Source organism: Parasedimentitalea psychrophila (genome assembly GCF_030285785.1).
Lineage (GTDB): Bacteria > Pseudomonadota > Alphaproteobacteria > Rhodobacterales > Rhodobacteraceae > Parasedimentitalea > Parasedimentitalea psychrophila.
Window position 1 is genome coordinate 3,929,374 of sequence record NZ_CP127247.1, and the last position, 22,567, is coordinate 3,951,940.

Consider the following 22,567-nt stretch of genomic DNA (forward strand, 5'->3'; position numbering starts at 1 on the left):
AGGGCCGACAAATGCCAGCCCTTTGTTGTGATTGGTGAAACCGATAAAAGTTTACCAATGAAATATGGTCAATCTTAGAACGGGATTTCGTCGTCATCAATGTTATGGGACGCACCGCTTTGCGCGCCGCCGCCGCCAAAGTTGCCGCCGCCGCCTTGCGATCCGCCGCCTTGCGAGCCGCTGTCATACGAACTGCCACCGCCGCCGCCGCCATAGTTGCCACCGCCGCCACCACCACCGTAGTTGCCGCCGCCTCCACCTTGATCGCCGCCTTCACCGCGACCATCCAACATGGTCAGCGTTGAGCCAAAGCCCTGCAGCACGACCTCGGTTGAATAGCGGTCAGCACCGGATTGGTCCTGCCATTTGCGCGTTTGCAGCGCACCTTCGATGTAGACCTTGGAGCCTTTGCGCAGATATTGCTCGGCGACCCGAACCAGACCTTCGCTGAAGATGGCGACCGAGTGCCATTCGGTTTTTTCGCGCCGCTCTCCGGTGCTGCGGTCTTTCCAGTTTTCCGAGGTGGCAATGCGCAGGTTGCACACCTTGCCGCCGTTCTGAAAGCTGCGCACCTCGGGGTCGCGGCCCAGGTTGCCGATGAGAATGACTTTGTTGACTGAGCCGGCCATGGGGCGTGTCCTTATTGCTGTCTATATTTGTGGTGGTGCGAATCTGACGGCACCTCTTGATATGACACCGTACAGTCCGAGCCCGGCTGATAAAAGCAGGCATCTGTGGATGAAATGGGTGTTTGTTCACTGGCGCCTGTTGGTCATGATCCTGACACCGGCAAGGTTCTGCTGGTATGCTTTCATTTTAAGTCAGAGTCTATATATTGCGCCGAGGTTAGGGGACAGGGCAGGGTAATTTGATATGCGCAAGCTGGCTATTGGCATGGTTATTGCAGGTTTATCGGCTGGCCCGGTTGCTGCGGCGGATATTTTTGGCACAAAGAGCCAGCGGAGCCTGTTTGCATCGCATACCCGCGTTCTGGATGGTCGGGCGGCGGGACAGTACAATAACTCGGTCCGTTTAAAGCCACCCAGTATCTATACGCCCAGTAAATGGGGCCACTTACCCTATAGCGGTAACTATCGGGGGGAATACCTTGATATGGCTCGCTCTGCCGCGCGACAGCACGGGGTACCCGAAGATCTGTTTCTGCGATTGGTGCAGCAGGAAAGCAACTGGAACCCCAATGCAAAGTCTCACAAGGGCGCGTTGGGGCTTGCGCAGCTGATGCCCGCCACTGCCCGGTCTTTGGGCGTTGACCCTCAAAAACCCCAGCAAAACCTAGAAGGTGGCGCCCGGTATCTGGCCAGGCAATACCGCAAATTCGGCACCTGGAAACTGGCTCTGGCGGCCTATAACGCAGGACCACAAGCGGTTGAAAAGCATGGCGGAATCCCGCCGTACCGAGAGACCCAAAACTACGTGAAAAAAATCTGGGGCAGCTGATTTACAGCCTGTTTCCCGCGTCGGCGTTAACGCGACCTTAAGGCTGGCTTAATGCCGCGTTAACGCCCTTCTCGGGGCATTAATTTGCCTTAATCTTGGTTAATTTTGACTTAAGTTTTGGAGGACATGTCTTGATTGCCAAGAGCTTTAACCAACGTCTTGATCGTATGCAGTGGCACCCCACTGCGGTGCCGACCCGTGAAATCGTAGATGGAATTCTGGGGCAACGTCCCGCTGTCGATCTGCGCGGTGTTGGATTGACCCTGCTTGGCGCGATCTTGGGCATTCTGATTGGTGTTGGTCTCAAGGGCATGGTGATGCCGGGAACATTGTGGGGGCCCAGCAGTGGTCTGCTTGGAGTTCTGGTTGGAACGATGTGCATTGCCGGCTTTGTATTGTCCCTGCCGATGGCAGCTTTGGGGGCGGTCTGGCATCAGCGCAGACCTTGGCTTCTGCCCGTGTCGGCGATGAACCTGCTGATGATCGTGGTGATCTTGTTAAGCTGATTCAAACAGCGCCAAAGGGCCTGTTTCAGGCGCTTGCAGGCCATGGCAACCCTTGTGAGGGATGAATGCAAAACGACATATAATCAATGCATTGTCTGCCATATGAGAGGCTGTCGCCGCCGAACCGTCAGTTCATCACGCGATCTTGGCACGCTGTTGTTGATGGACCGAACCCGGTCAGGTCGAGCTGGAATTTGGCAGTCCGTAAACTCACCGAGGCATGCGTTTACGTCGTATTCATTTTGGTTCGCTAATGTGAGTGATCTTTTCGACCTTGTGGGACAACACATGTCAAATTCAGCTCAACTCGACATTTCGGACCGTGACATGGCCGCACAGTCCAGCCGCCAGATTCTAAAGACCGCTGATCATCTCATGGAGAGACGTCAGTACAGAATGGCCCTGGCTGGACTACTACCGCTGATGCAAGAGAGCAGCCTTGATGTCGCTGTACTGGACAGAACAGCCAGCTGTTACTTTCAGTTAGGTGATTGTCAAGCAGCCATTTCCCTGGTTGAGGTCCTAATCCAACTCAGGCCAGACCTGACGGCTGGGTGGGGGAAATTGGCTGCTATGAAGCACTCGCTTGGTGATAAACAGGGTGCAATTGAAGGATACCGTAAGGTATTGAAGGAAGATAAAAATTCTGTTTTTGCATTGGCTGCTTTGAATCGTTTAGACCCTTTTAGGCGCGATGGTCAAAAAGCATCTAGATTGCGAAAGCTATCAAAGTCACCAAAGTCACCAAAGTTGTCAAACGCAGAACGCTCCGCAGTTTTTAGTGCACTTGGGCAAATCGAACACGCCTCCAACCGCCCGAACTCTGCGTTTCGGTTCTTTGCCAAGGCTAAGGCCGCCCAAAAAGCGGACTATTCTCCTGAAGTGATGGAGCAACTGGTAGACGGTCAGATTGAGAAATTCAGGAAAAACACCACGACAGAGTGTCATCGCGATGGCCCGCGTATCGTGTTTGTCATGGGGATGCCAAGATCCGGAACGACCTTAGTCGAGACTATTCTCGCTCGACACTCAATAGTCGGGACTGCCGGCGAAAGCACCGCTTTGTCGAAAACGCTTCAAGTTGTTCGCCAGCACATAAAGGACACCCAGCGAGGGGCAGATGTCTGGGATTGGTTTGGTCAGTTGTCCGAGCAGGAGATCGCCATATTTCGGCAGAGTTATTATGGGTTTCTTTCGCAGGGCACGACCGTATCCAATGATGTCATTGTCGACAAAATGCCGGGTAATTCCCTGCACCTGGGTTTAGCGCATATGCTGCTGCCAAATGCCAAGTTTATATTTATGTCGCGGCATCCATTGGATGTCGGCCTGTCGAATTTTTCGACCATCTTTGGCACCGGAAATCAGTTTTCCAGCCGACTTGATTGGATTGGCCAGACGACACGTTCGGTGTATCGATCAATTGAAGACTACAAACAAAAATTGCCCGATCAGCTCCGCATCCAATCTTATCAAGGGCTGGTGACCAATCCAGAAATCCAGATCAGGGCTCTGTTAGACCATGCCGGGCTGTCCTGGGAACCGGACTGTCTGTCACCACAGGACGCAGAAGGGGCGATCCGGACGGCATCGGTGGAGCAGGCGCGTGAAAAAATCAACACCCGGGCATTAGGAAAGTGGCAACCTTATGAGCAACAGCTTCAGCCCTTGGTCGATGCATTGGGTGGGCCGGAATGGATCCAAGCCTGGCAGACCCAGGATAAGATGTCTGCCAGCTGTTGACCCTATAGGCGCGGCTATTCAGCGGCGATTTTAATTACCGGCTCCATTTTGGCAAGAATATCATCCGCCAGATGGCACTTGATCTGATGTCCCGCTGCCAGTTGCTTTACCGTCGGCACCTCGCGGTCGCACAATCCATCGGGGACCTCGCCCTTCCATCGGCAGCGGGTTTGGAATGGGCAGCCGGAGGGAGGGTTCATCGCCGATGGAATATCACCTTCCAGCACAATATGCGTCTTCTCGATTGAGGTATCAGCAATGGGCACCGCCGACAGCAAGGCTTCTGTATAGGGATGGTATGGCGGCGAGAAGACTTGATCGGTATCGCCGATCTCCACCACATGGCCAAGATACATCACCATAACCCGGTCCGACAGGTAGCGCACAATCGACAAATCATGGCTGATGAACAGCAGCGTGGTTTTCTCGTTGCGCTGGATTTCCATCAAAAGATCCGTCACGGCCGCCTGAACTGAGACATCCAGCGCCGACACCGGCTCATCCGCCACCACGATACGCGCGCCGCCGGCAAAGGCGCGGGCGATCCCCACCCGTTGTTTCTGCCCCCCCGACAGTTGCCGGGGCATCCGCTCGGCAAAGGCCCTCGGCAACTTTACCAGATCCAGCAATTCCAGCATCCGCTTTTTGCGGTCCCTCTCGGATTTGCCGACCCGAAATATTTCCAGCGCCCGGATAATTTGCCGCCCCACCGTCATCGAGGGATTGAGCGTGTCAAATGGGTTTTGAAACACCATCTGAATGTCCGCCACGGTGTCGGTGTCGCGCTGCTCGATTGGCACCTGCTCGATATTGATGCCATCCAGCAGGATTTCCCCCTCGGTGGCGGTCTCCAGTCCCATCAGCACCTTGGCAAAGGTGGATTTACCACAGCCCGATTCCCCGACAATGGCCAGTGTTTCAGATTCACGGGCCTCGAAACTCAGCGTCTCATTGGCCTTGACCACCTTTGTCTCACCGCCAGCAAACAGGGCATTGGCCGCGACCTCATAGTATTTCTTCAGATTGTCGACTTTCAGCACCACATCGCCGATCTTGGCTTTTGCCTTCGGTTCAGCAAGGACAATCGGCGCCGACCAGTCGATCTCGTTGAACTTCAGGCAGCGGCTTTGATGCCGGTCATTGCCATCAACCGCCGCCATCAAAATATCGCCTGCATCACAGCGGCCTGGCTCGAAATAGTCACAGCGCGGGCCAAAGTTGCATCCCGGTGGTCTTTCATGCGGCAGCGGAAAGTTTCCCGGTATCGCCACCAGGGGGCGGGCGTTCTTATCTGCGCCGGGCAGCGGGATCGAGCGAAACAGGGCCTGCGTATAAGGGTGCTGCATGTCGTCGAACACATCTTCAATCGAGCCGCGTTCGGCCGCTTCCCCCGAATACATCACACAGAGCCGGTCACAGGTCTCCAGTATCAACCCCAGATTATGGCTGATGAACAGCATCGAGGTGCCGTATTTTTTGCCCAAATCCCGGACCAGTTCAACCACTGCGGCTTCGACTGTTACGTCCAATGCGGTGGTTGGTTCATCCAGGATGAGCAGGGCAGGCTTTGACATCAGCGCCATGGCGATAACAATGCGCTGTTGCTGGCCACCCGACAGCTGGTGTGGAAATGAATTGAGGATCCGTTCCGGGTCAGGCAGGCGCACATCCGTCACCACCTCCAGCGCCCGCTCATAGGCGTCGTCCTTGCTGACGCCCTCATGGATCATCGGCACTTCCATCAGCTGCTTGCCGATCTTCATCGCCGGGTTCAGCGAGGCCATAGGCTCTTGATAGATCATTGCAATTTCATTGCCACGAATATCGCGTAACTCTTCGGCGCTCATCTGCGCCAGATCGCGGCCTTTGAATTTGATAGTGCCGCCAACGACGCGGCCATTTTTGCCCAGATCCTGCATCACCCCCAGCGCCACGGTGGATTTGCCGCAGCCACTCTCTCCCACCAGTCCGACGGCTTCGCCAGGCATCACCGAGACTGAAAAATCCATCACAGCCGGAATTTCCCGTAGTCGTGTGAAAAACGAGATCGATAGCTTGTCAATCTCCAGGATTGGCCCGTCATACGCTGCCATCTTGCTCATCTGTCATCTCCCTGCTGATGCCGGGGACACAGGGTCCCTTCATCTGGCTAAAAATATCCCGGGGGTCTGGGGGCAGCGCCCCCAGCCTGTTGTTTCAGTCCTTAAGACTTTCTTCGCGCAGACCATCAGCCAGCAGGTTTAACCCCAGCACCAGGCTCAGCAGAGCAAGTGCCGGTGGCAGGGCCGGGTGCAGGTAGATCGACAGCAACTTGCGACCATCGTTGATGGTGCTGCCCCAGTCCGGGCTTTCCGGGGCCAGCCCCAGTCCAAAGAAGCCCAGGGTGCCCAGCAGGATGATTGTATAACCGATGCGCAGACAGAAGTCGACGATCAGGGGCCCGCGTGCATTGGGCAGGATTTCCCACAGCATGATGTACCAGGGGCCCTCGCCACGGGTCTGGGCCGCGGCAACATAGTCGCGGGTTTTGATGTCCATGGTCAGCCCGCGCACGATGCGAAACACTGTCGGTGAGTTGACAAAAACAACCGAGACAAACACCACCAGCAGCCCTGGGTCGATGTCAAAGAAATCGAGCACCCGTGGCAGACCAATGATTTTAAAGTCCGGGGTATTGATCAGATAGCCGCCGTTTGACACCAGTTGCAGATACATCCAGGTCGCCACCCCCAATACCCCGATCAGCAATGGTGTCCGCAATGCCGGGCGGGTGTGGTAGCGCGAATTCAGCAGCACTGCCAAAAAAATGATCGGAAAGACGAACAATACGATGGCCATATAATTTGGCACCCCGGTGGCGACGATTTCCGGTGTCACCAGTAGATAGAACAGCAGGATCACCGGGAAAGCCAGAATGAGGTTGGCCAGGAAGGACAGGGCGATATCCAGCTTGCCACCGTAATACCCCGCCGGAAGGCCAAGGGTGATGCCAACCATAAAGGCAAAGATCGCCGCCAGCGGCGCGATTTTGATGACTTCCCAGGCGCCTTTGATCAACCGGCTGAACACATCTCGGGCTAGGTTGTCGCCGCCAAGCAGATACCAGCCATATTCACCCTCTTCGATGCCGCGTATTGCGGTTCCCGGGACCTTGTTTTTCATGCCCGAGACCTGGGACAACGCATCATGGGTTACAATCATATCCAGGGCGCCATAGACGCCGGTGAACACCCAGAACATCACCAGACCAAATCCGATCATGCCAATCGGGCTGTCAAACAGTTTGCCATACAGCCCCAACCGGCGTTTGAAGGCGATCGACAAGGCATAAAGCAAAACCAGTGAGATCCATACCGGTGACAGTTGCACCAGAATGCGGGTGATAATCTCAAACGTGCTGAGAGGTTCCATTGCTCTTCCTCCCTTAAGAAATTCGAATGCGTGGATTGAGATAGACGTAGCCGATATCGGAAATCAGCTGGGTCACCAAAACCACCACCACCGAGACCACAGAGACGGCCAGCAACAGTTCGATGTCATTGTTGCTGGCGGCCTGCACCAGTGCCCAGCCAAAGCCTTTGTAATTGAACAGAGTTTCCACAATGACCACGCCGTTCAGTAGCCATGGAAACTGCAGCATGATCACCGTGAAAGGCGCGATCAAGGCATTGCGAAGGGCATGTTTGACAACCACGTTGTAGAAGCTGACGCCTTTCAGGCGTGCGGTACGGATATACTGCGCCGTCATTACCTCAGTCATCGACGCGCGGGTCATCCGAGAGATATATCCCATACCGTAAAGCGCGATGGTGAGCACCGGCAGAAAGAAATTTTCCAAGGTTGGGGCCACCGCCACACGAAACCAGAAAGCTTCGGCCCATTCCGGCACAAAGGCCAAAGAATAATCGCTGGGCATTTTTGCGGTGGCGCTTGTTGCGGTGCCTTTGAACCATTTCAGCCCCACAGTTGACGAGGTGAAAACCGCGATGAAAATCACACCAGAGACATATTCCGGTGTGGCCGTCGTCAAGATTGACACCGTCGACAGCGAGCGATCGGTCACCGAGCCTTCGCGCATTCCGGCCAGCACCCCGATCAACAGGGCGGTGGGCACCATCAGGATCAAAACCCAGAACATCAGGGCGCCGGTTAGCCCTAGGCGTTTGCCGACAATGTTAGAGACGTCATCGCGAAAAACCGTCGAATAGCCCCAGTTGCCTTGCAGGATACCGCAAAATCTGGGGGCCTGGGCGGCCTCTGCTGCGCTGACCGTGCCGAGCACGCAACGGCCGGTGACGCCATCTTCGGAGGTGCGCGTCCAGCCCGGCATCACCCCCAGCCATTGGCTGTATTTGACAATTGTCGGCTGCGCATAGCCGTTTTTGTCCAGCCAGCTTGCCACCGCCTCGTCCGACATGCGGAAGTTGCCCTGGGTCTTGGCCAGTTTTTCAAGGTTCGGATAGAGATTGGTCAGAAAAAACACGATGAAGGTCAGGCATAAAGCGGTGACAATCATCATGCCTGTTCGGCGAAGGATGAACGATCCCATTAGGTCCCCTGTTGGTTGGGCTGCGCTTTGGCCCGTCTGCTGCGGGCCTTTTAGTCTAGCGGGTGCCGGGAAAGAACCGCCCCAGATTTGGGGGGCGGCTCAGATATTTGTAAGCTCGGTTACAGCTTATGCTGCCCAACCCCACTTGTATTGGTGGTGTTCGAACGACACATGCATGTCGGCGCCGACAACGCCCTCGCGCATGTGGCGGTAGATGGCCCGCCAGTAGGGCTGGACCGTGACGGCTTCATCCTGGATCAGGGCCTGCATTTTGGCCATGACCTCGCGACGTTTGTCTGCATCTGCCAAAGCCAGAGCTTCGGTCAGCAAGGCGTCAAACTCCGGGTTGGCCCAGCCAAACTCGTTCCAGGCCTCGCCCGAACGATAGGCCAGCGCGTGGATTTGCACGCCCAGAGGCCGGTGGTTCCAGTTGGTCGAGCTGAAGGCGTATTTGGTCCAGTCGTTCCAGAATGTCGAACCGGGCAGCACTGTCCGCTTCACCTTGAAACCGGCATCGCGCAGTTGTGCGGCAACCGCATCGGTGGTGTTCTTGCGCCAGTCATCGTCGATGGACATGATTTCATGTTCGAAATCCATCATTCCGGCTTCTTCCATCAGGGCCCGCGCCGCAGCTGGATCGGCCTTTTGCTTTGGAAGTTCGGCATATTCTGGATGGATTGAGCCGACATGGTGGTTTTCGGCGACGACACCGCGGTCTCCGTAGCCCAGTTCCAGGCAGATCGAATTGTCGACCGCCATCTGCAGCGCCTGGCGCACCCGTTTGTCGGCATAGACCTTCTTGCCGTCAAACTCGGCAAGTTGGTTGGGCCGAATGACCACCGTTGCCATGGTGACAACCTCGGACTTTTGGTAGCCAAGGCCATCAAGAACGTCGATGAATTCACCGACCGACTCGTGCAGCATGTCGACTTCTTCGGAATCAATCGCTGACATCCACGACGACGGATCGGTGCCAAAATCAATATATTCAATCCGGTCCAGTGCGGCCGGGCCATAGACTGCGTCGCCCCACCAAATGTGGTCCTCATTCTTCACCAGAACAGCAGAAACGCCAACTTCAACGTCACTGATCAGATAGGGTCCGGTGCCAACATTGGCAGTGTAGTCGGTGTTATGAAAGCTGGCGTGGGTGATCGCAGCCGGATAATCCGACATGCCGGCGATCAGCGAAATATCCGGGCTGGGCAGGTGCAGTTTCACGGTGTGATCGTCGACAACTTCGACTGAACCGGCAATCGCCGTGCCGCTGGCTTCATCCACTATGGTGGCGAACCGGCCGGCCATGGAATTGCCCTCCAGGGCCTTGTCACACCAGCCCTCGATGTTGCGAGCAACATCAGCAGCGGTGAAATCGTCGCCGTTGTTCCATTTTACGCCCTTGCGGACGTTCAGGGTGTAGATGGTGGCGTCCTCATTGACTTCCCAGCCTTCGAGCAACATGCCACGGAAGGTGCCGTCCGAGTTATATTCGACCAGATACTCCAGCGTGCCGCGCGACTGGTTGCCCATTTCGGACCAGGCGTAGATCCGGGGATCTTTCAACTCGCGGACGCTCATTTGAACCCGAAGGGTGCCGCCGGCTTTTGCGTGGCTCATGGCTTGGGCCGGAGCGTCCAGTCCGATCAGCCCATAAGCCGCGGCTGACGATACTCCCAGTGCGGTTGCGCGGGTCAGAAATTCGCGGCGATCCAGTTTGCCGTCGGATACTTCCTGTGCATGCATTTCTGCGGCCCAATGAATGGGTTTGCCGGCGTTGGTCTCGTTAGACATGAAAACTCTCCCTGTCGCACCAATGGGAAAAAAGCACTGAAATCCGCATCTTCACGAAATGCAGATCAGGCCAAATAAGATGCGGTTTATAATTTTAGTTTCCCCATATTGAATATACGGCCTTAGTTGCGCCTGTAGGTCAATGCTCTGTTTAGACAGTTTTGTGCAGGATAGCGACATTTTTTCGTCGTTTCCTGACTTGACAGAGGGGGCTCTGGTCACATGTGTCCATTACAGTCGCGGCGCAATGGCTGAATTTCACCTTGAAACGGCGTGCCAGAGAATCAAATGCGGGATCGTTTGCGCAGGGCTCGGGGGGGCTGGTTGGTGTGCTTGGTTATGAAGCGGGTGAAATAGGCGGGGCTGCTGAAATTCAGCCGCGCAGCGATCTCCTGTATCGGCAGATCACTGTCAATCAGCAGACGGCGGGCGCCGTATAATTGGCGCTCGGTTAATAGGCCGGCCGCCGTTGTGCCGGTTTCGGCCTTGACCACACGGGTGAGGTGAGTGGCGGTAACACCCAAAGCGGCAGCATGGTCAGCCATGGTGATGTTTTCGCCAAAATACTGGGAAACGCGGGCGCAATAGGCCTGCGTTAACCGGCGCGAGGCATTGTGTTTGGGCGCAGTGGCCTCGTCGTTGTGGCCCTGTCGGCGCAGCAGAATGCCGATCAGTTCACCATTGGCCTGCATGGCGCGATGCCACAGTGTTGCGCGGCTGGTCTGTTCGGTCTTCATGACGTCCATCAGAGCCGTCAGGTTGGTTTGTTCGCCCAGGTTGTTGATCCGCAAATGCTGTGGCCGATGGGGCAGGGCCATCGCATTGGAGGCCGGAACCAACAAAGCCTGACCCAGACAGCCGCGCCCCAGTTCGAATGACATCAGGCCGCCGGCCGGGACAAACAGGGCATTATGGGCGCCAAACCCGCGCCGCGTTCCATCCAGTAATACCCGGCCCTGGCCGCGGGTAATCCAGACCAGAACATGCATGTCGCGATCATGCGCCAGGCCAATTTGCCACGGCCCATCCGGATGCAGCCCGGACAGCGGCACAACTTGGATCTCTTCGAGGGGACTGGGGTCGTAGGGCATTTCATGAATTCAAAAGTCTTGTTGCGACAGCAGCCTGCGCAGGATCTTTCGATTCTGACAAGATGCAGAAGACCGCGAAACCAAACGTCACCCTGGCGGTGAATATGCGGTCCAGTGCTTCATTTTTGAGCGAAACCAGGTGCGCTGCCGTTTGGCAAACTGCCTTGTGGCAACCGAGGCCTTCTCGCGCGCCCGCGCCAATGTCAGATCGCCGTTCAAATGCGCCATCAATTCGGGCACGCCAATCGCCCGGCAGGACGGCAAGGACGGATCATAGCGATGCCGCATGGCCCGGGCCTCATCGAGGGCGCCTTGGTCTATCATCTGGTCAAACCTGCGGCGGATGCGGGATTCGAGCCAGGTCTTGTCAACGTCGAACACCAGAGCTGCACAGGTCTCGACCGGCAGTAGTGGTGGCGGCGTATCATCCTGCCAGGCCGAAAGAGGTTTGCCGGTGGCCTGCTGAACCTCCCAGGCGCGTTGCACCCGGGCCCGGTTTTTCACATCAATCCTGGCCTTGGTTTCGGCATCCAAAGCGGCGAGCATAGCTTCGACTGGAAGATCATCCCCGGCGCAGCGCACCGCAGCAGGGGTGGCGGGGATATCCGCCATGCCAACGGTCAAAGCGGTGTAATAGAGACCGGTGCCTCCAATGATAATGGGGCGCCGGGGGCCGGATAACAGCGGTTTGACCTCGCGCAGCCAATGGCCAGCGGAATAGGCCGCGTCAAATGGCAGGTGACCATAGAGCGCATGTTCCGCTGCGGACGTCTCGGCGATTGAGGGGCGGGCGGTGATCACTTGCCAGCAGTCATAGACCTGGCTGGCATCCGCATTGATGATCACTCCGCCCTGTTGCGCGGCGATCTCCAGCGCCAAAGCGGACTTGCCCGAGGCGGTGGGGCCAGCAATCAAGACCGGCTGGTCCGGGGAAATATTGGGCAACGTCATCTGTCTTGTCCTGGCCTGAGCAAAATACGACACGGTTTTACCATCAAACTGTGCCGACTTGCATTGAACATGGCACTGATTTGCGCCATTTTGCCCGGCAGATTAACCCCGTCACATTCCGGAGCGCAATATGCCCCTTTCTACCGATCCGTCCAGCGGACATTCCGCTTCAACTTATAAACGCGTGATGCTGAAAATTTCCGGCGAAGCGCTGATGGGGGATCAGGGGTTTGGTCTGCATCCACCAACGGTTCAGCGCATCGCCGAAGAAGTGAAGTCGGTGCATGACATGGGCGTCGAGATCTGCATGGTGATTGGCGGCGGCAATATTTTCCGCGGGCTGTCCGGCTCTGCTCAGGGGATGGAACGCACCACCGCTGACTATATGGGCATGTTGGCGACGGTGATGAATGCGCTGGCGATGCAAAGCGCGCTGGAAGAGCTTGGGGTGTTTACCCGGGTGATCTCGGCGATCCCGATGGATCAGGTCTGCGAGCCCTACATCCGCCGCCGTGCGGTGCGCCACCTTGAGAAAAAACGGGTCTGCATCTTTGCCGCGGGCACCGGCAACCCGTATTTCACCACCGATACCGCCGCCACCCTGCGCGCCAACGAGATGTCCTGTGAGGCGATTTTCAAAGGCACCAAGGTTGATGGCGTCTACGATAAAGATCCAGAAAAATTTGCCGATGCGGTTCGCTATGACACTGTTTCCTATGACGATGTTCTGATCAAACGTCTGGGCGTCATGGATGCCTCTGCGATTGCTCTGGCGCGCGACAACAACCTACCCATCATTGTATTCTCTCTGGATGAGCCCGGCGGATTCCGTGGTATTCTGGCGGGCGAGGGCACCTACACCCGAGTCTCTGGCTAACCAAAATCCCGGAAAAATGGGTCTGGAATTTTCGAATATTCCAGCCTGTTTTCCGGGGTGACGGCAATTGGGTTGCGTTGGAACTGCTGAATTTGAGGGTTGAAATTATCAGCTGAGGCTGAAATTCAGCAGCAAGATTGCTATACATTGCGCGGCCAATGGCTTATGAGCCTAGAAAACATCACCTGAAGACGGGGAATGGGCAGCATGTCTGACGATTTTATTCTCGATACCGATGATTTGCAGCGTCGTATGGACGGCGCTATGGCAAATTTGAAAACTGAATTTGCCAGTTTGCGAACCGGCCGTGCCTCGGGCTCGATGCTCGAGCCGATCATGGTTGACGCATACGGGTCGAAAACACCGATTAACCAGGTCGGCACAGTCAACGTGCCCGAGCCACGAATGGTTACCATCAACGTTTGGGACAAGGGTCTGGTTGGCAAGGTTGAAAAGGCCATCCGCGAGAGCGGCCTGGGTATCAATCCGCAACTGAATGGCACCATCATCATGCTGCCAATTCCAGAACTGAACGAAGAACGCCGCCGCCAGTTGACCAAAGTTGCGGGCCAATATGCCGAGCACGGCCGTGTGTCGATCCGTAATATTCGGCGCGACGGCATGGATCAGATCAAAAAAGCTAAATCTGACGGCATGTCTGAGGATGATCAGAAGTTCTGGGAATCCGAGGTGCAGGAAATGACTGATAAAATGACCAAGCTGGTCGATTCCAGTCTCGAGACCAAGCAAGAAGAAATCATGCAGGTCTGACGTCCTAGCATGTCAAAAAACCCTGATATCCCATTGCAGGACAGCGGCAGCCTGTCGCCGGGCGGCGATGGGCCGCGTCATGTTGCCATCATCATGGACGGCAACGGACGTTGGGCGCAGGCCCGCGGCCGGCCGCGGTTGTTTGGCCATCATGCGGGTGCCAAACGGGTCCGGGAGGTTGTTGAAGCCTGCCCGGGACTTGGCATCGAGTACCTGACGATATTTGCCTTTTCGACCGAGAACTGGAAACGGACACAGACCGAAGTGGCCGGGTTGATGAACCTGTTCCGGCGATACATCAGCCGGGAAATGGCGGCTCTGGCGACCAGGAACGTCCGGGTGCGGTTCATCGGCGACCGCCTTAGGCTTGATGCCAAACTGGTCAAGCTGATGGATCGGCTTGAGGTTGAGACCGCGGGCAATGACGGCACTCATTTGACGGTTGCGCTGAATTATGGCGGCCGCGATGAGGTGGCCCGCGCCACCAAGCGGCTGGCGCATGACGTGGCGAACGGGACGCTGAACCCCGAAGAGGTAGATGAAGAAACTCTGCCAAGGTACTTAGATACTTATGTTTTACCAGATCCTGATCTGGTGATACGCACCAGCGGCGAGGCCCGGATATCCAATTTCCTTCTCTGGCAGTCAGCCTATTCTGAATATGAGTTCATCGATACATTGTGGCCCGATTTCACGGCGGCAGAGCTTGGCCGGCTTTGCGAAAAATTTGGACGTCGGGAACGTCGATTTGGGACGGTGAAAACATGAATACTAACGGTCGCTGGGCGGATCTTGCCCCACGGTTTATCTCGGCCATTGTCATGTTGGTGCTGGGGAGTTTTACTGTTTTCACAGGTGGGCTGCTGTTTGATGTGCTGATAGCGCTGTGCTGTGGCGTTCTGATCTGGGAATTGGTGCGGATGCTGGCACCTGAGCAACGTGCGGTCGCCTTGCAACTGGGCTTGCTGTCCGGCGCTGCCACTTTGGCTGCTGCTTTGCTTGCGCCTATCTGGACATTGCCCTTACTGGTTGCGCCTGCGCTGGTGGGGCTTTCGCAAGTGTCACAGCGCAGGCTCTATTATTTTGGCTTCGCGCTGTGGGTTCTGATTGCCGGATTCGGGTTTATCTGGTTGCGAAATGTTCTGGGCATCCAGTGGGTTCTGTGGCTGGTGTGCGTTGTAGTTGTCACTGACGTGGCCGGGTATTTTGCGGGCAAGCTTATTGGCGGCCCCAAATTCTGGCCCCGTGTCAGCCCCAAGAAAACCTGGTCAGGTACTGCAGCCGGCTGGATTGCGGCGGTCGCTGTTGGCATGTGGTTTGCCCGGGAGCTGGGATTAGGACCGGGGTTGGTGGTGCTATCTTTCCTGGTGTCGATAGCCAGTCAAGCCGGAGACGTTGCTGAAAGCGCCCTGAAACGCAAAATGGGCGTCAAGGATTCCAGTGCGCTGATCCCCGGCCATGGAGGTTTTTTTGACCGCTTTGACGGAATGTTGGGGGCGGCGGCCATGGTGCTTATCTTTCTGACATTTTGGGGCCTGCCCAGCGGGACACTGTAATGCGTAAAATATCGATATTTGGCGCCACCGGGTCGATCGGTCAAAACACCATCGACCTGATCCGGCGTGACCTGGCTGGCTATGATGTGGTGGCCTTAACCGGGGGAGCCAACATTGCCAGACTGGCGGCGGATGCCATTGCCCTGAATGCTGACATTGCGGTTACCGCCTATGACGACCGGCTGGACGATTTGCGTGCCGCATTGGCCGGCAGCACCGTCAAGGCCGCCGCCGGTCAAATGGCTCTGGTCGAAGCCGCCGCGCGGCCCGCTGATTGGGTGATGTCTGCCATTGTTGGCATTGCTGGTCTGGCCCCAGGGCTGGAGGCGTTGAAACAGGGCGCAACACTGGCCTTGGCCAATAAGGAATCACTGGTCTGTGCTGGCGCGCTGCTGTTGGACACCGCCAAACGCCACGGGGCGCGGATCTTGCCGGTGGACAGCGAACACTCGGCGGTGTTTCAGGCGCTTGTGGGCGAGGACATGGAGGCGGTTGAGCGGATTATCATAACCGCCTCTGGCGGCGCCTTTCGCGATTGGCCACTGGAGCAGTTGCGGCAGGCGACACTGGCACAGGCCTCCTCGCATCCCAATTGGGACATGGGGCAACGGATAACCATCGACAGCGCTTCCATGTTTAACAAAGCGATGGAAGTCATTGAGACACATGAGTATTTCGGCGTCAAACCGGATCAAATCGAAGTGTTGGTGCACCCTGAATCCTTGGTGCATGCCATGGTCGGGTTTCGCGACGGGGCGCTGATGGCGCATCTGGGCGCACCGGATATGCGGCACGCGATTGGCTATGCGCTGCATTGGCCCGAACGTCGCAAGCTGCCGGTTGCGCGGCTGGATCTGGCCAAGATCGGCCAGTTGAACTTTGTCACCCCGGACCCGGCACGATTCCCTGCGCTGGCTCTGGCCTATCAAGTGATGGCTCGCGGTGGCATGATGGGGACGGTGTTCAACGGTGCCAAAGAACGGGTGCTGGATCACTTCATCGCGAGCCGGATTGGATTTCTCGATATGGCCACCATTGTTGAACAGGTGATGGCGTATTTTGAGGGGCAATCCAGCCTCATTGATGACGCAATGACACTTGATAACGTGTCGCAGATTGACCAATTGGCCCGGCAACGGGTTGATTTGGCCTTGGTAGAACGAACAGGGTAGTATTTTGGACGTAGTTTCTCTCATTCCGCAGTTTGGCGGCTTTCTTTACACAGTGCTCAGTTTTGTGGTGGCGCTGTCGGTGATCGTGGCGGTGCACGAATATGGTCACTACATCGTTGGACGCTGGTCTGGCATCGACGCCGAGGTGTTTTCGCTGGGCTTTGGCCCGGTGCTGTGGAGCCGCGTTGATCGGCGCGGCACCCGCTGGCAGGTCGCTCTGTTGCCGTTTGGTGGCTACGTCAAGTTTCTGGGGGATGCCAATGCCGCCTCGGGCAAGGACGAAGAGGCAATGGCCGAGGCCGAAGCTGATCCGAGCTTTCTGCGACGCACGATGCACGGCGCGCCGCTATGGGCGCGGACAGCCACCGTAGCAGCCGGTCCGCTGTTTAACTTTGCCCTGTCCATATTGATTTTCTCGGGTGTGTTTATGATCCGCGGTGAACCAAGGGACCCGCTGACGGTGGGCGCCCTGGTGCCGATGCCCGGGTTTGTCAACGAATTGCGCGAGGGCGACGAGATCCTGTCGATCGCCGGTATAGACACGCCGAGCATTTCGGACTCTGAAAAATGGAGCGCCTTCCGGCAGCAAATCCCCTCGCAGCAGCCGTTGGCATATGCTGTTATGCGGGATGGCGTCGAAATGGTTGTTGATGGGCCATACATTGCCCCAGCGGTGGTCAACATGGTGGTGCCGCGCAGTGCCGCCTCGAGCATCGGTATCATGTCAGGCGATGTGATCACCGCCATTGATGGCGAAGAGATTGTGGCCTTTACCCAGTTGAAGCGCGTTGTTGAAGCGGCGAATGGCAAGGTGCTTTTGCTTGATATCTGGCGGCAAGATCAGAGCCTGGAACTGGCCCTGGCGCCGCGTCGCGTTGACGAACCGCAGGCCGATGGCAGTTTTGCCACCGAATGGCGGATTGGAATAATCGGCGTCGGTTTGGCTTTTGAGCCGGTGTCTGTCGGCACTGGACCGATTACGGCGGTTACGGCGGGGGCGTCGCAGGTCTGGCGGGTTATCGATACCTCGCTCTCCGGGCTGAAGCATATGATTACAGGCGCAATCAGCACTTGTAACCTGTCCGGTCCCTTAGGCATTGCCGAAACTTCGGGGGCGATGGCCAGTCAGGGTGCGCAGAGCTTTATCTGGTTTATCGCAGTTCTCTCTACTGCGGTTGGATTGCTGAATCTGTTTCCAATCCCGGCGCTCGATGGCGGCCATCTGATGTTCTATGCCTATGAGGCAATCACCAAAAAGCAACCCAGCGATATGGCTATGCGGGTGTTGATGACATTTGGCTTCGCCGCGATCCTGTCTTTGATGGTGTTTGCCTTGGGCAATGACATTTTCTGCTGACAACGATCTTTGGACGGTCGTCGATAGCGGCGACCGTCCAATTGTAGCCACATTCCCCTGTTAATCTTTTGGCAAGGCGCGCGGCAGAAACTACGTTTTAGTAAATCTGCGGAGGCTGATGGCAAAAGGGGCTCTGGATCATGCAGACATTACAATATTCATATCGCGGTTTGGGCCTGCTGATGCGGCTGAATTGGGATCGGGCGCTGTCCGCGTTTGTTATTTTTCTGGCGTTGATCGCCGGCTGCTGGATCGCTGTCTCTGCTTCTGAACGGCAAATGGATGTATGCAGTACCCAATTTCAGTCCTGTTCGCCCTTTTCTAGCTTTTGACAACAGGGCACAAACCCGATACGCAGTTTTAAAGCTGCTTAAAAAATTGGGTTATTTGATATGCTCTGGGGGACAAGTGTGGGTAAATCCTGCGGGGGGTGCCAATCGCGCACCAATATGTTGTATAGACAAGCGTCAGCACTAACACTTGCTGTCGCTATGGGGTTTGCCTTTGCACCGGCGTTTGCTGAGGCTCAGGATTACCAATTCAACTCGGTGCAGGTCGAAGGCAATCAGCGCATTCAGACCTCGACGATTGTCGCCTATACCGGGATTGAGCGTGGCAAAACTGTGAGTGCGGGGCAACTGAACGATGCCTATCAGCGTATTCTTGACAGTGGGGTTTTTGAAACCGTTGAATTGGTGCCGCGTGGCAATACACTGACCATCAAGGTCACTGAGTTTGCAACGATCAACCAAATCAGTTTTGAGGGCAATCGCCGTCTAAAAGATGACGATCTTATCGGGTTGATCGAATCTGCGCCGCGCCGGGTGTTTAACCCATCGCAGGCCGAACGCGACGCCGCCAATATCGCTGAGGCATATGGTGCCCAGGGTCGGGTTGCCTCGCGGGTTACCCCCAAGATCATTCGGCGCAGCGACAACCGTGTTGACCTAGTTTTTGAAGTTACCGAGGGCGACACCACCGAGGTTGAGCGCGTTTCATTTGTCGGTAACCGGGTGTATTCAGATCGCCGCTTGCGCCGTGTCATGGAAACCAAGCAGGCAGGTCTTTTGCGGGCGTTTATTCAATCGGACACTTTGATCGAAGATCGCATCGAGTTTGATAAGCAGGTTCTGCGTGATTTCTATCTGTCACGGGGCTACGTCGATTTCCGCGTCAACAGTGCCAATGCCGAAGTGACCAATGAAAGAGACGCTTTTTTCCTGGTGGTGGATGTCACCGAAGGGCAGCAGTTCAAATTTGGTGAGATCTCAGTTTCCAGTGAAATCAGCGAAGCGGATCCGGATTTGTTCTTTGACGCACTAAGGGTCAAATCCAGCGTCACCTATTCCCCTGTGTTGGTCGAAAACTCGATTGAGCGTCTAGAGACGCTGGCCATTCGACAAGGGATTGATTTTCTGCGGGTAGAACCGCGGATCTCCAGAAATGACCGGGATCTGACACTGGATGTCGAATTTGTGCTGACCCGCGGCCCCAGGCTGTTTGTTGAGCGGATCGATATCGAGGGCAACACAACCACGCTTGACCGGGTGATCCGCCAGCGGTTCAAAACCGTCGAAGGGGACCCGTTCAATCCTCGTGAAATCCGTGAGAGCGCAGAGCGTATTCGGGCGCTAGGCTTTTTTGCGTCTGCCGAAGTTGATGTCCGCGAGGGCAGCACAGCCAGCCAGGTTGTGGTGGATGTTGATGTGGAGGAGCAGCCGACTGGGTCGCTGACACTGGGCGGTGCCTATTCTGTTGATGACGGGTTTGGCGTGACCATCGGGCTGACGGAAAACAACTTCCTGGGTCGGGGTCAGCGTTTGTCGTTCAATATTTCGACTGCCCAGGATTCCGAAGAATATGTTTTTGGATTTACCGAACCGCACCTGTTGGGGCGTGATTTGCAGTTTTCTCTGGATCTGGGTGTTTCAAAAACCGATTCAAGCTTCTCGGAGTATGACACCAAACGGGCCTTTATCACCCCGGCGCTGTCTTTTAAGACCAGTGAGAGCTCCCTTCTTCGGGTCCGCTATACCTGGGATCGTGATGAAATGGTCAGCCGGGGAAATGATTCCAATGGCGATCCATTGGCAGGGCCGATTGTCCTTGACGAAATTGCGCAGGGCGAGCGGACGTCGAGCAGTGTTGGTTTCACCTATACTTACGACAGCCGGATCACCGGGTTGGATCCAAACGCCGGGTTCCTGGTTCAGCTTGGTGCGGACTATTCCGGTCTGGGCGGCGACAGCGAATATGTTAAATCCAATGCCAAATTCATTGCTCAGCGAATGGTGTTCAACGAAGAAGTAACCCTGCGCGCCACCTTTGAAGCGGGTGCGTTGAGCTGGCTTGGCAATGACAGCAGCAGATCGATAGACCGGTATATTCTGTCGCCGACTATTATGCGTGGCTTTGAGCCAGGCGGTATTGGCGCCCGTGACCGGTCAACCATTGGATCTGGCGCCACCTACGACGATTTCCTCGGCGGTAACTATTATGCCGTGGCCCGGTTTGATGCGGAATTCCCGCTTGGCTTGCCCGAAGAACTTGGCATGCGCGGCGGCTTTTTCTACGACATCGGCAATCTTTGGGACCTGTCCAATGTTGATACCTCCAGTGCAAACAATATTGTTGGTGAGGGCGGCTCTTTCCGCCATGTGATCGGGATCTCTCTGCTGTGGACAACTGGCTTTGGACCTTTGCGGTTCAACTTCTCGAAGGCCTTGCAGAAGGAAACCTTTGATAAGGAACAGAGCTTTGATCTGACAATCCAGGCGCGGTTCTAAGACAATGCCTCGCTGTGGCAAACAGGGTCACCACAGAGGGCTGGCAAAAATGCTGGCCCTTATGGGTGCCCTGTTTGCGCCGCTGCAGGCGCTTGCTCAGGGACCCTATGAACTGGATCTGAATAGCGAAATGCAACTGGGCATTCCGCAAAGCGCCATTTTGACAATTCATCCGGATCGGTTGTTTTCCAGCAGTGCTTTTGGGCGCCGGGTTGCCGAAGGGATCGAAGCTGAGGGCGCCGTTCTGACGGCTGAAAATCGACGTATTGAGGCTGTTTTGCGGGCCGAAGAACAGACCCTCGCCGAGCGCCGCCATTCTATGGATCCGGCGGCGTTCAGGGCATTGGCTGATGCTTTTGATGAAAAAGTTCAAGAAACCCGGCGGCTGCAAGAGCAGAAACTGCGGGAGATCAATGCAACCGGCGAGACGGCCAGGCGCGAATTTTTCACGGTTTCCTTACCGGTTTTGCAACAACTGATGCGGGAATCCGGGGCCGGTGCCATTCTGGACCAGTCCTCCGTTTTTCTCAGTGCCTACGCCGCGGACATCACCGATCTTGCGATTTCACGGATAGATGCGGTTCTGGGTGACGGTTCTCAGCTGGAGCAGGACGCTCAACAATAATTGCGGCAGCTTGCCCAAAAGACGCTGTCTTGCTAGTGACGGCGCAGACCCTATGACAACAACAGGATGACCGTTATGACCGCCGAGTTGAAAAGCGCTGACATTCAAATGATTCAGCGGATCCTGCCGCATCGCTATCCGTTTTTGTTGGTCGACAAAGTGCTCGACATTGATGGCTACAGCTCGGCCCGTGGCATCAAGAATGTCACCATGAACGAACCCCATTTCCAGGGTCATTTTCCGGGCACGCCAATCATGCCAGGGGTCACCATCGTCGAAGCGATGGCGCAGACTGCCGGCGTGATGATCGGCACTGCCTTTGATATGATCGACAGCAATATGCTGATCTATTTTATGAACATTGATAAGTGCAAGTTCCGCCGTAAAGTGGGGCCGGGGGATGTGCTTGAAATGAACATCGTTACCCTGCGTGGCAAGCCGGGCGGTAAAATCTGGAAATTCTCCGGCAAGGCAACTGTCGATGGTGAGGCCGCCGCCGAGGCCGAATTCACGGCCATGGTTGACTTGCAAAAGGACTGAACGCGATGAGCCAAATCCATTCCAGTGCGGTGATCGAAGAGGGTGCCATCATTGGCCAGGGCTGCGAGATCGGCCCGTTCTGTGTTGTTGGCGCGGAGGTGGTGCTCGGCAATCAGGTGGTGCTGAAAAGCCATGTTGTTGTAACCGGAAACACCGAGATCGGTGATGAGACGGTTGTTTTCTCCTTTGCGGTGCTTGGTGAAGTGCCGCAGGACCTGAAGTTTAAGGGCGAACATAGCCGCACTCTGATCGGCAAACGCAACCGGATCCGTGAACATGTGACGGTGAATGCCGGCACCGATGGTGGTGGTGGCGTGACGCGGATTGGCGATGACGGGTTGTTCATGGCCGGCTGCCATATCGCCCATGATGCGCAAATCGGAGACCGGGTCATAGTGGTGAATTCGGCCGCAGTTGCCGGACATTGTGTGCTGGATGACGACGTGATCATCGGTGGGTTGTCCGGTATCCATCAATGGGTGCGGATCGGCAAAGGCGCCATCGTTGGCGCGGTGACAATGGTCACCAATGATGTCATTCCCTATGGCTTGGTGCAGGCGCCACGGGGCGGTCTGGACGGGTTGAACTTGGTTGGTCTCAAACGGCGTGGTGTTGCCCGCTCTGATATCACCGCGCTGCGGGCGGCCTTTCAGATGCTGGCCCAAGGCGAGGGCACCTTTCAGGAGCGGGCCCGGCGTTTGGGCGATGAGAGCGAAAGCGATTATGTGCAGGAAATCGTGGCGTTTATTACCGGCGACAGTGATCGCTCCTTTTTGACGCCGGGAGGGTAAGCC

Annotated in this window: 21 protein-coding genes; 14 read left to right on the forward strand and 7 right to left on the reverse strand. The window is 56.1% G+C overall.

Annotated elements, in window-relative coordinates; genetic code table 11:
• Window positions 1-74: 74 nt before the first annotated feature.
• The gene (gene ssb, locus QPJ95_RS19060) at window positions 75-629 is read right to left on the reverse strand and encodes a single-stranded DNA-binding protein (protein ID WP_270918998.1); all 555 of its coding nucleotides are present in this window, start codon (window positions 627-629) and stop codon (window positions 75-77) included.
• A 244-nt stretch (window positions 630-873) separates the two neighbouring features.
• On the opposite strand from ssb, the gene QPJ95_RS19065 reads away from it, so the two are divergent.
• The 3 genes from QPJ95_RS19065 to QPJ95_RS19075 all read left to right on the forward strand — a co-directional run bounded on the left by QPJ95_RS19065 (window position 874) and on the right by QPJ95_RS19075 (window position 3,707).
• A complete protein-coding gene (locus QPJ95_RS19065) occupies window positions 874-1,458 on the forward strand; it encodes a lytic transglycosylase domain-containing protein (RefSeq protein ID WP_270918997.1) in 585 nt (194 codons plus the stop codon).
• 131 nt (window positions 1,459-1,589) lie between these two features.
• A complete protein-coding gene (locus QPJ95_RS19070) occupies window positions 1,590-1,964 on the forward strand; it encodes a hypothetical protein (RefSeq protein ID WP_270918996.1) in 375 nt (124 codons plus the stop codon).
• A gap of 288 nt (window positions 1,965-2,252) precedes the next feature.
• Window positions 2,253-3,707, forward strand: a complete 1,455-nt coding sequence (locus QPJ95_RS19075; RefSeq protein WP_270918995.1) for a tetratricopeptide repeat-containing sulfotransferase family protein — start codon at window positions 2,253-2,255, stop codon at window positions 3,705-3,707.
• A 14-nt stretch (window positions 3,708-3,721) separates the two neighbouring features.
• On the opposite strand, the gene QPJ95_RS19080 is transcribed toward QPJ95_RS19075, so the two are convergent.
• The 6 genes from QPJ95_RS19080 to miaA form a co-directional block, all read right to left on the reverse strand.
• Window positions 3,722-5,809, reverse strand: coding sequence for a dipeptide ABC transporter ATP-binding protein (locus QPJ95_RS19080; protein ID WP_270918994.1), 2,088 nt, complete (start codon window positions 5,807-5,809; stop codon window positions 3,722-3,724).
• A gap of 94 nt (window positions 5,810-5,903) precedes the next feature.
• The gene (locus tag QPJ95_RS19085) at window positions 5,904-7,118 is read right to left on the reverse strand and encodes an ABC transporter permease (RefSeq protein WP_270918993.1); all 1,215 of its coding nucleotides are present in this window, start codon (window positions 7,116-7,118) and stop codon (window positions 5,904-5,906) included.
• Between the two features lie 13 nt (window positions 7,119-7,131).
• A complete protein-coding gene (locus QPJ95_RS19090; RefSeq protein WP_270918992.1) occupies window positions 7,132-8,256 on the reverse strand; it encodes an ABC transporter permease in 1,125 nt (374 codons plus the stop codon).
• Between the two features lie 126 nt (window positions 8,257-8,382).
• Entirely contained in the window at window positions 8,383-10,047 is a 1,665-nt protein-coding gene (locus tag QPJ95_RS19095; protein ID WP_270918991.1) for an ABC transporter substrate-binding protein, read from the reverse strand.
• A gap of 284 nt (window positions 10,048-10,331) precedes the next feature.
• A complete protein-coding gene (locus tag QPJ95_RS19100) occupies window positions 10,332-11,138 on the reverse strand; it encodes an AraC family transcriptional regulator (protein WP_270918990.1) in 807 nt (268 codons plus the stop codon).
• Window positions 11,139-11,225: 87 nt separating this feature from the next.
• Window positions 11,226-12,089: a tRNA (adenosine(37)-N6)-dimethylallyltransferase MiaA gene (gene miaA / locus QPJ95_RS19105; protein ID WP_270918989.1), complete on the reverse strand. Its 864-nt coding sequence runs from the start codon at window positions 12,087-12,089 to the stop codon at window positions 11,226-11,228.
• Window positions 12,090-12,219: 130 nt separating this feature from the next.
• On the opposite strand from miaA, the gene pyrH reads away from it, so the two are divergent.
• The 11 genes from pyrH (at window position 12,220) to lpxA (ending at window position 22,564) form a co-directional block, all read left to right on the forward strand.
• Complete coding sequence (gene pyrH, locus QPJ95_RS19110; RefSeq protein ID WP_270918988.1) at window positions 12,220-12,966, forward strand: UMP kinase; 747 nt, start codon at window positions 12,220-12,222, stop codon at window positions 12,964-12,966.
• Between the two features lie 207 nt (window positions 12,967-13,173).
• Complete coding sequence (gene frr, locus QPJ95_RS19115) at window positions 13,174-13,737, forward strand: ribosome recycling factor (RefSeq protein ID WP_270918987.1); 564 nt, start codon at window positions 13,174-13,176, stop codon at window positions 13,735-13,737.
• A gap of 9 nt (window positions 13,738-13,746) precedes the next feature.
• Window positions 13,747-14,505, forward strand: a complete 759-nt coding sequence (locus tag QPJ95_RS19120) for an isoprenyl transferase (RefSeq protein ID WP_270918986.1) — start codon at window positions 13,747-13,749, stop codon at window positions 14,503-14,505.
• A complete protein-coding gene (locus QPJ95_RS19125; RefSeq protein WP_270918985.1) occupies window positions 14,502-15,293 on the forward strand; it encodes a phosphatidate cytidylyltransferase in 792 nt (263 codons plus the stop codon). Before QPJ95_RS19120 ends, QPJ95_RS19125 begins: the two co-directional genes overlap by 4 nt.
• Window positions 15,293-16,465: a 1-deoxy-D-xylulose-5-phosphate reductoisomerase gene (gene dxr, locus QPJ95_RS19130; protein WP_270918984.1), complete on the forward strand. Its 1,173-nt coding sequence runs from the start codon at window positions 15,293-15,295 to the stop codon at window positions 16,463-16,465. Before QPJ95_RS19125 ends, dxr begins: the two co-directional genes overlap by 1 nt.
• 4 nt (window positions 16,466-16,469) lie before the next feature.
• Window positions 16,470-17,822: an RIP metalloprotease RseP gene (gene rseP / locus QPJ95_RS19135; protein ID WP_270918983.1), complete on the forward strand. Its 1,353-nt coding sequence runs from the start codon at window positions 16,470-16,472 to the stop codon at window positions 17,820-17,822.
• Window positions 17,823-17,962: 140 nt separating this feature from the next.
• The gene (locus tag QPJ95_RS19140; RefSeq protein ID WP_286018297.1) at window positions 17,963-18,154 is read left to right on the forward strand and encodes a hypothetical protein; all 192 of its coding nucleotides are present in this window, start codon (window positions 17,963-17,965) and stop codon (window positions 18,152-18,154) included.
• A 117-nt stretch (window positions 18,155-18,271) separates the two neighbouring features.
• The gene (gene bamA, locus QPJ95_RS19145) at window positions 18,272-20,608 is read left to right on the forward strand and encodes an outer membrane protein assembly factor BamA (RefSeq protein WP_270918982.1); all 2,337 of its coding nucleotides are present in this window, start codon (window positions 18,272-18,274) and stop codon (window positions 20,606-20,608) included.
• Window positions 20,609-20,657: 49 nt separating this feature from the next.
• Window positions 20,658-21,233 carry an OmpH family outer membrane protein gene (locus QPJ95_RS19150; RefSeq protein ID WP_390922557.1) on the forward strand — a complete coding sequence of 192 codons (576 nt, stop codon included), beginning with the start codon at window positions 20,658-20,660 and terminating at the stop codon, window positions 21,231-21,233.
• Between the two features lie 75 nt (window positions 21,234-21,308).
• The gene (fabZ, locus tag QPJ95_RS19155) at window positions 21,309-21,773 is read left to right on the forward strand and encodes a 3-hydroxyacyl-ACP dehydratase FabZ (protein ID WP_270919032.1); all 465 of its coding nucleotides are present in this window, start codon (window positions 21,309-21,311) and stop codon (window positions 21,771-21,773) included.
• A 5-nt stretch (window positions 21,774-21,778) separates the two neighbouring features.
• Entirely contained in the window at window positions 21,779-22,564 is a 786-nt protein-coding gene (gene lpxA / locus QPJ95_RS19160; RefSeq protein ID WP_270918981.1) for an acyl-ACP--UDP-N-acetylglucosamine O-acyltransferase, read from the forward strand.
• The last annotated feature ends 3 nt before the right edge of the window (window positions 22,565-22,567 follow it).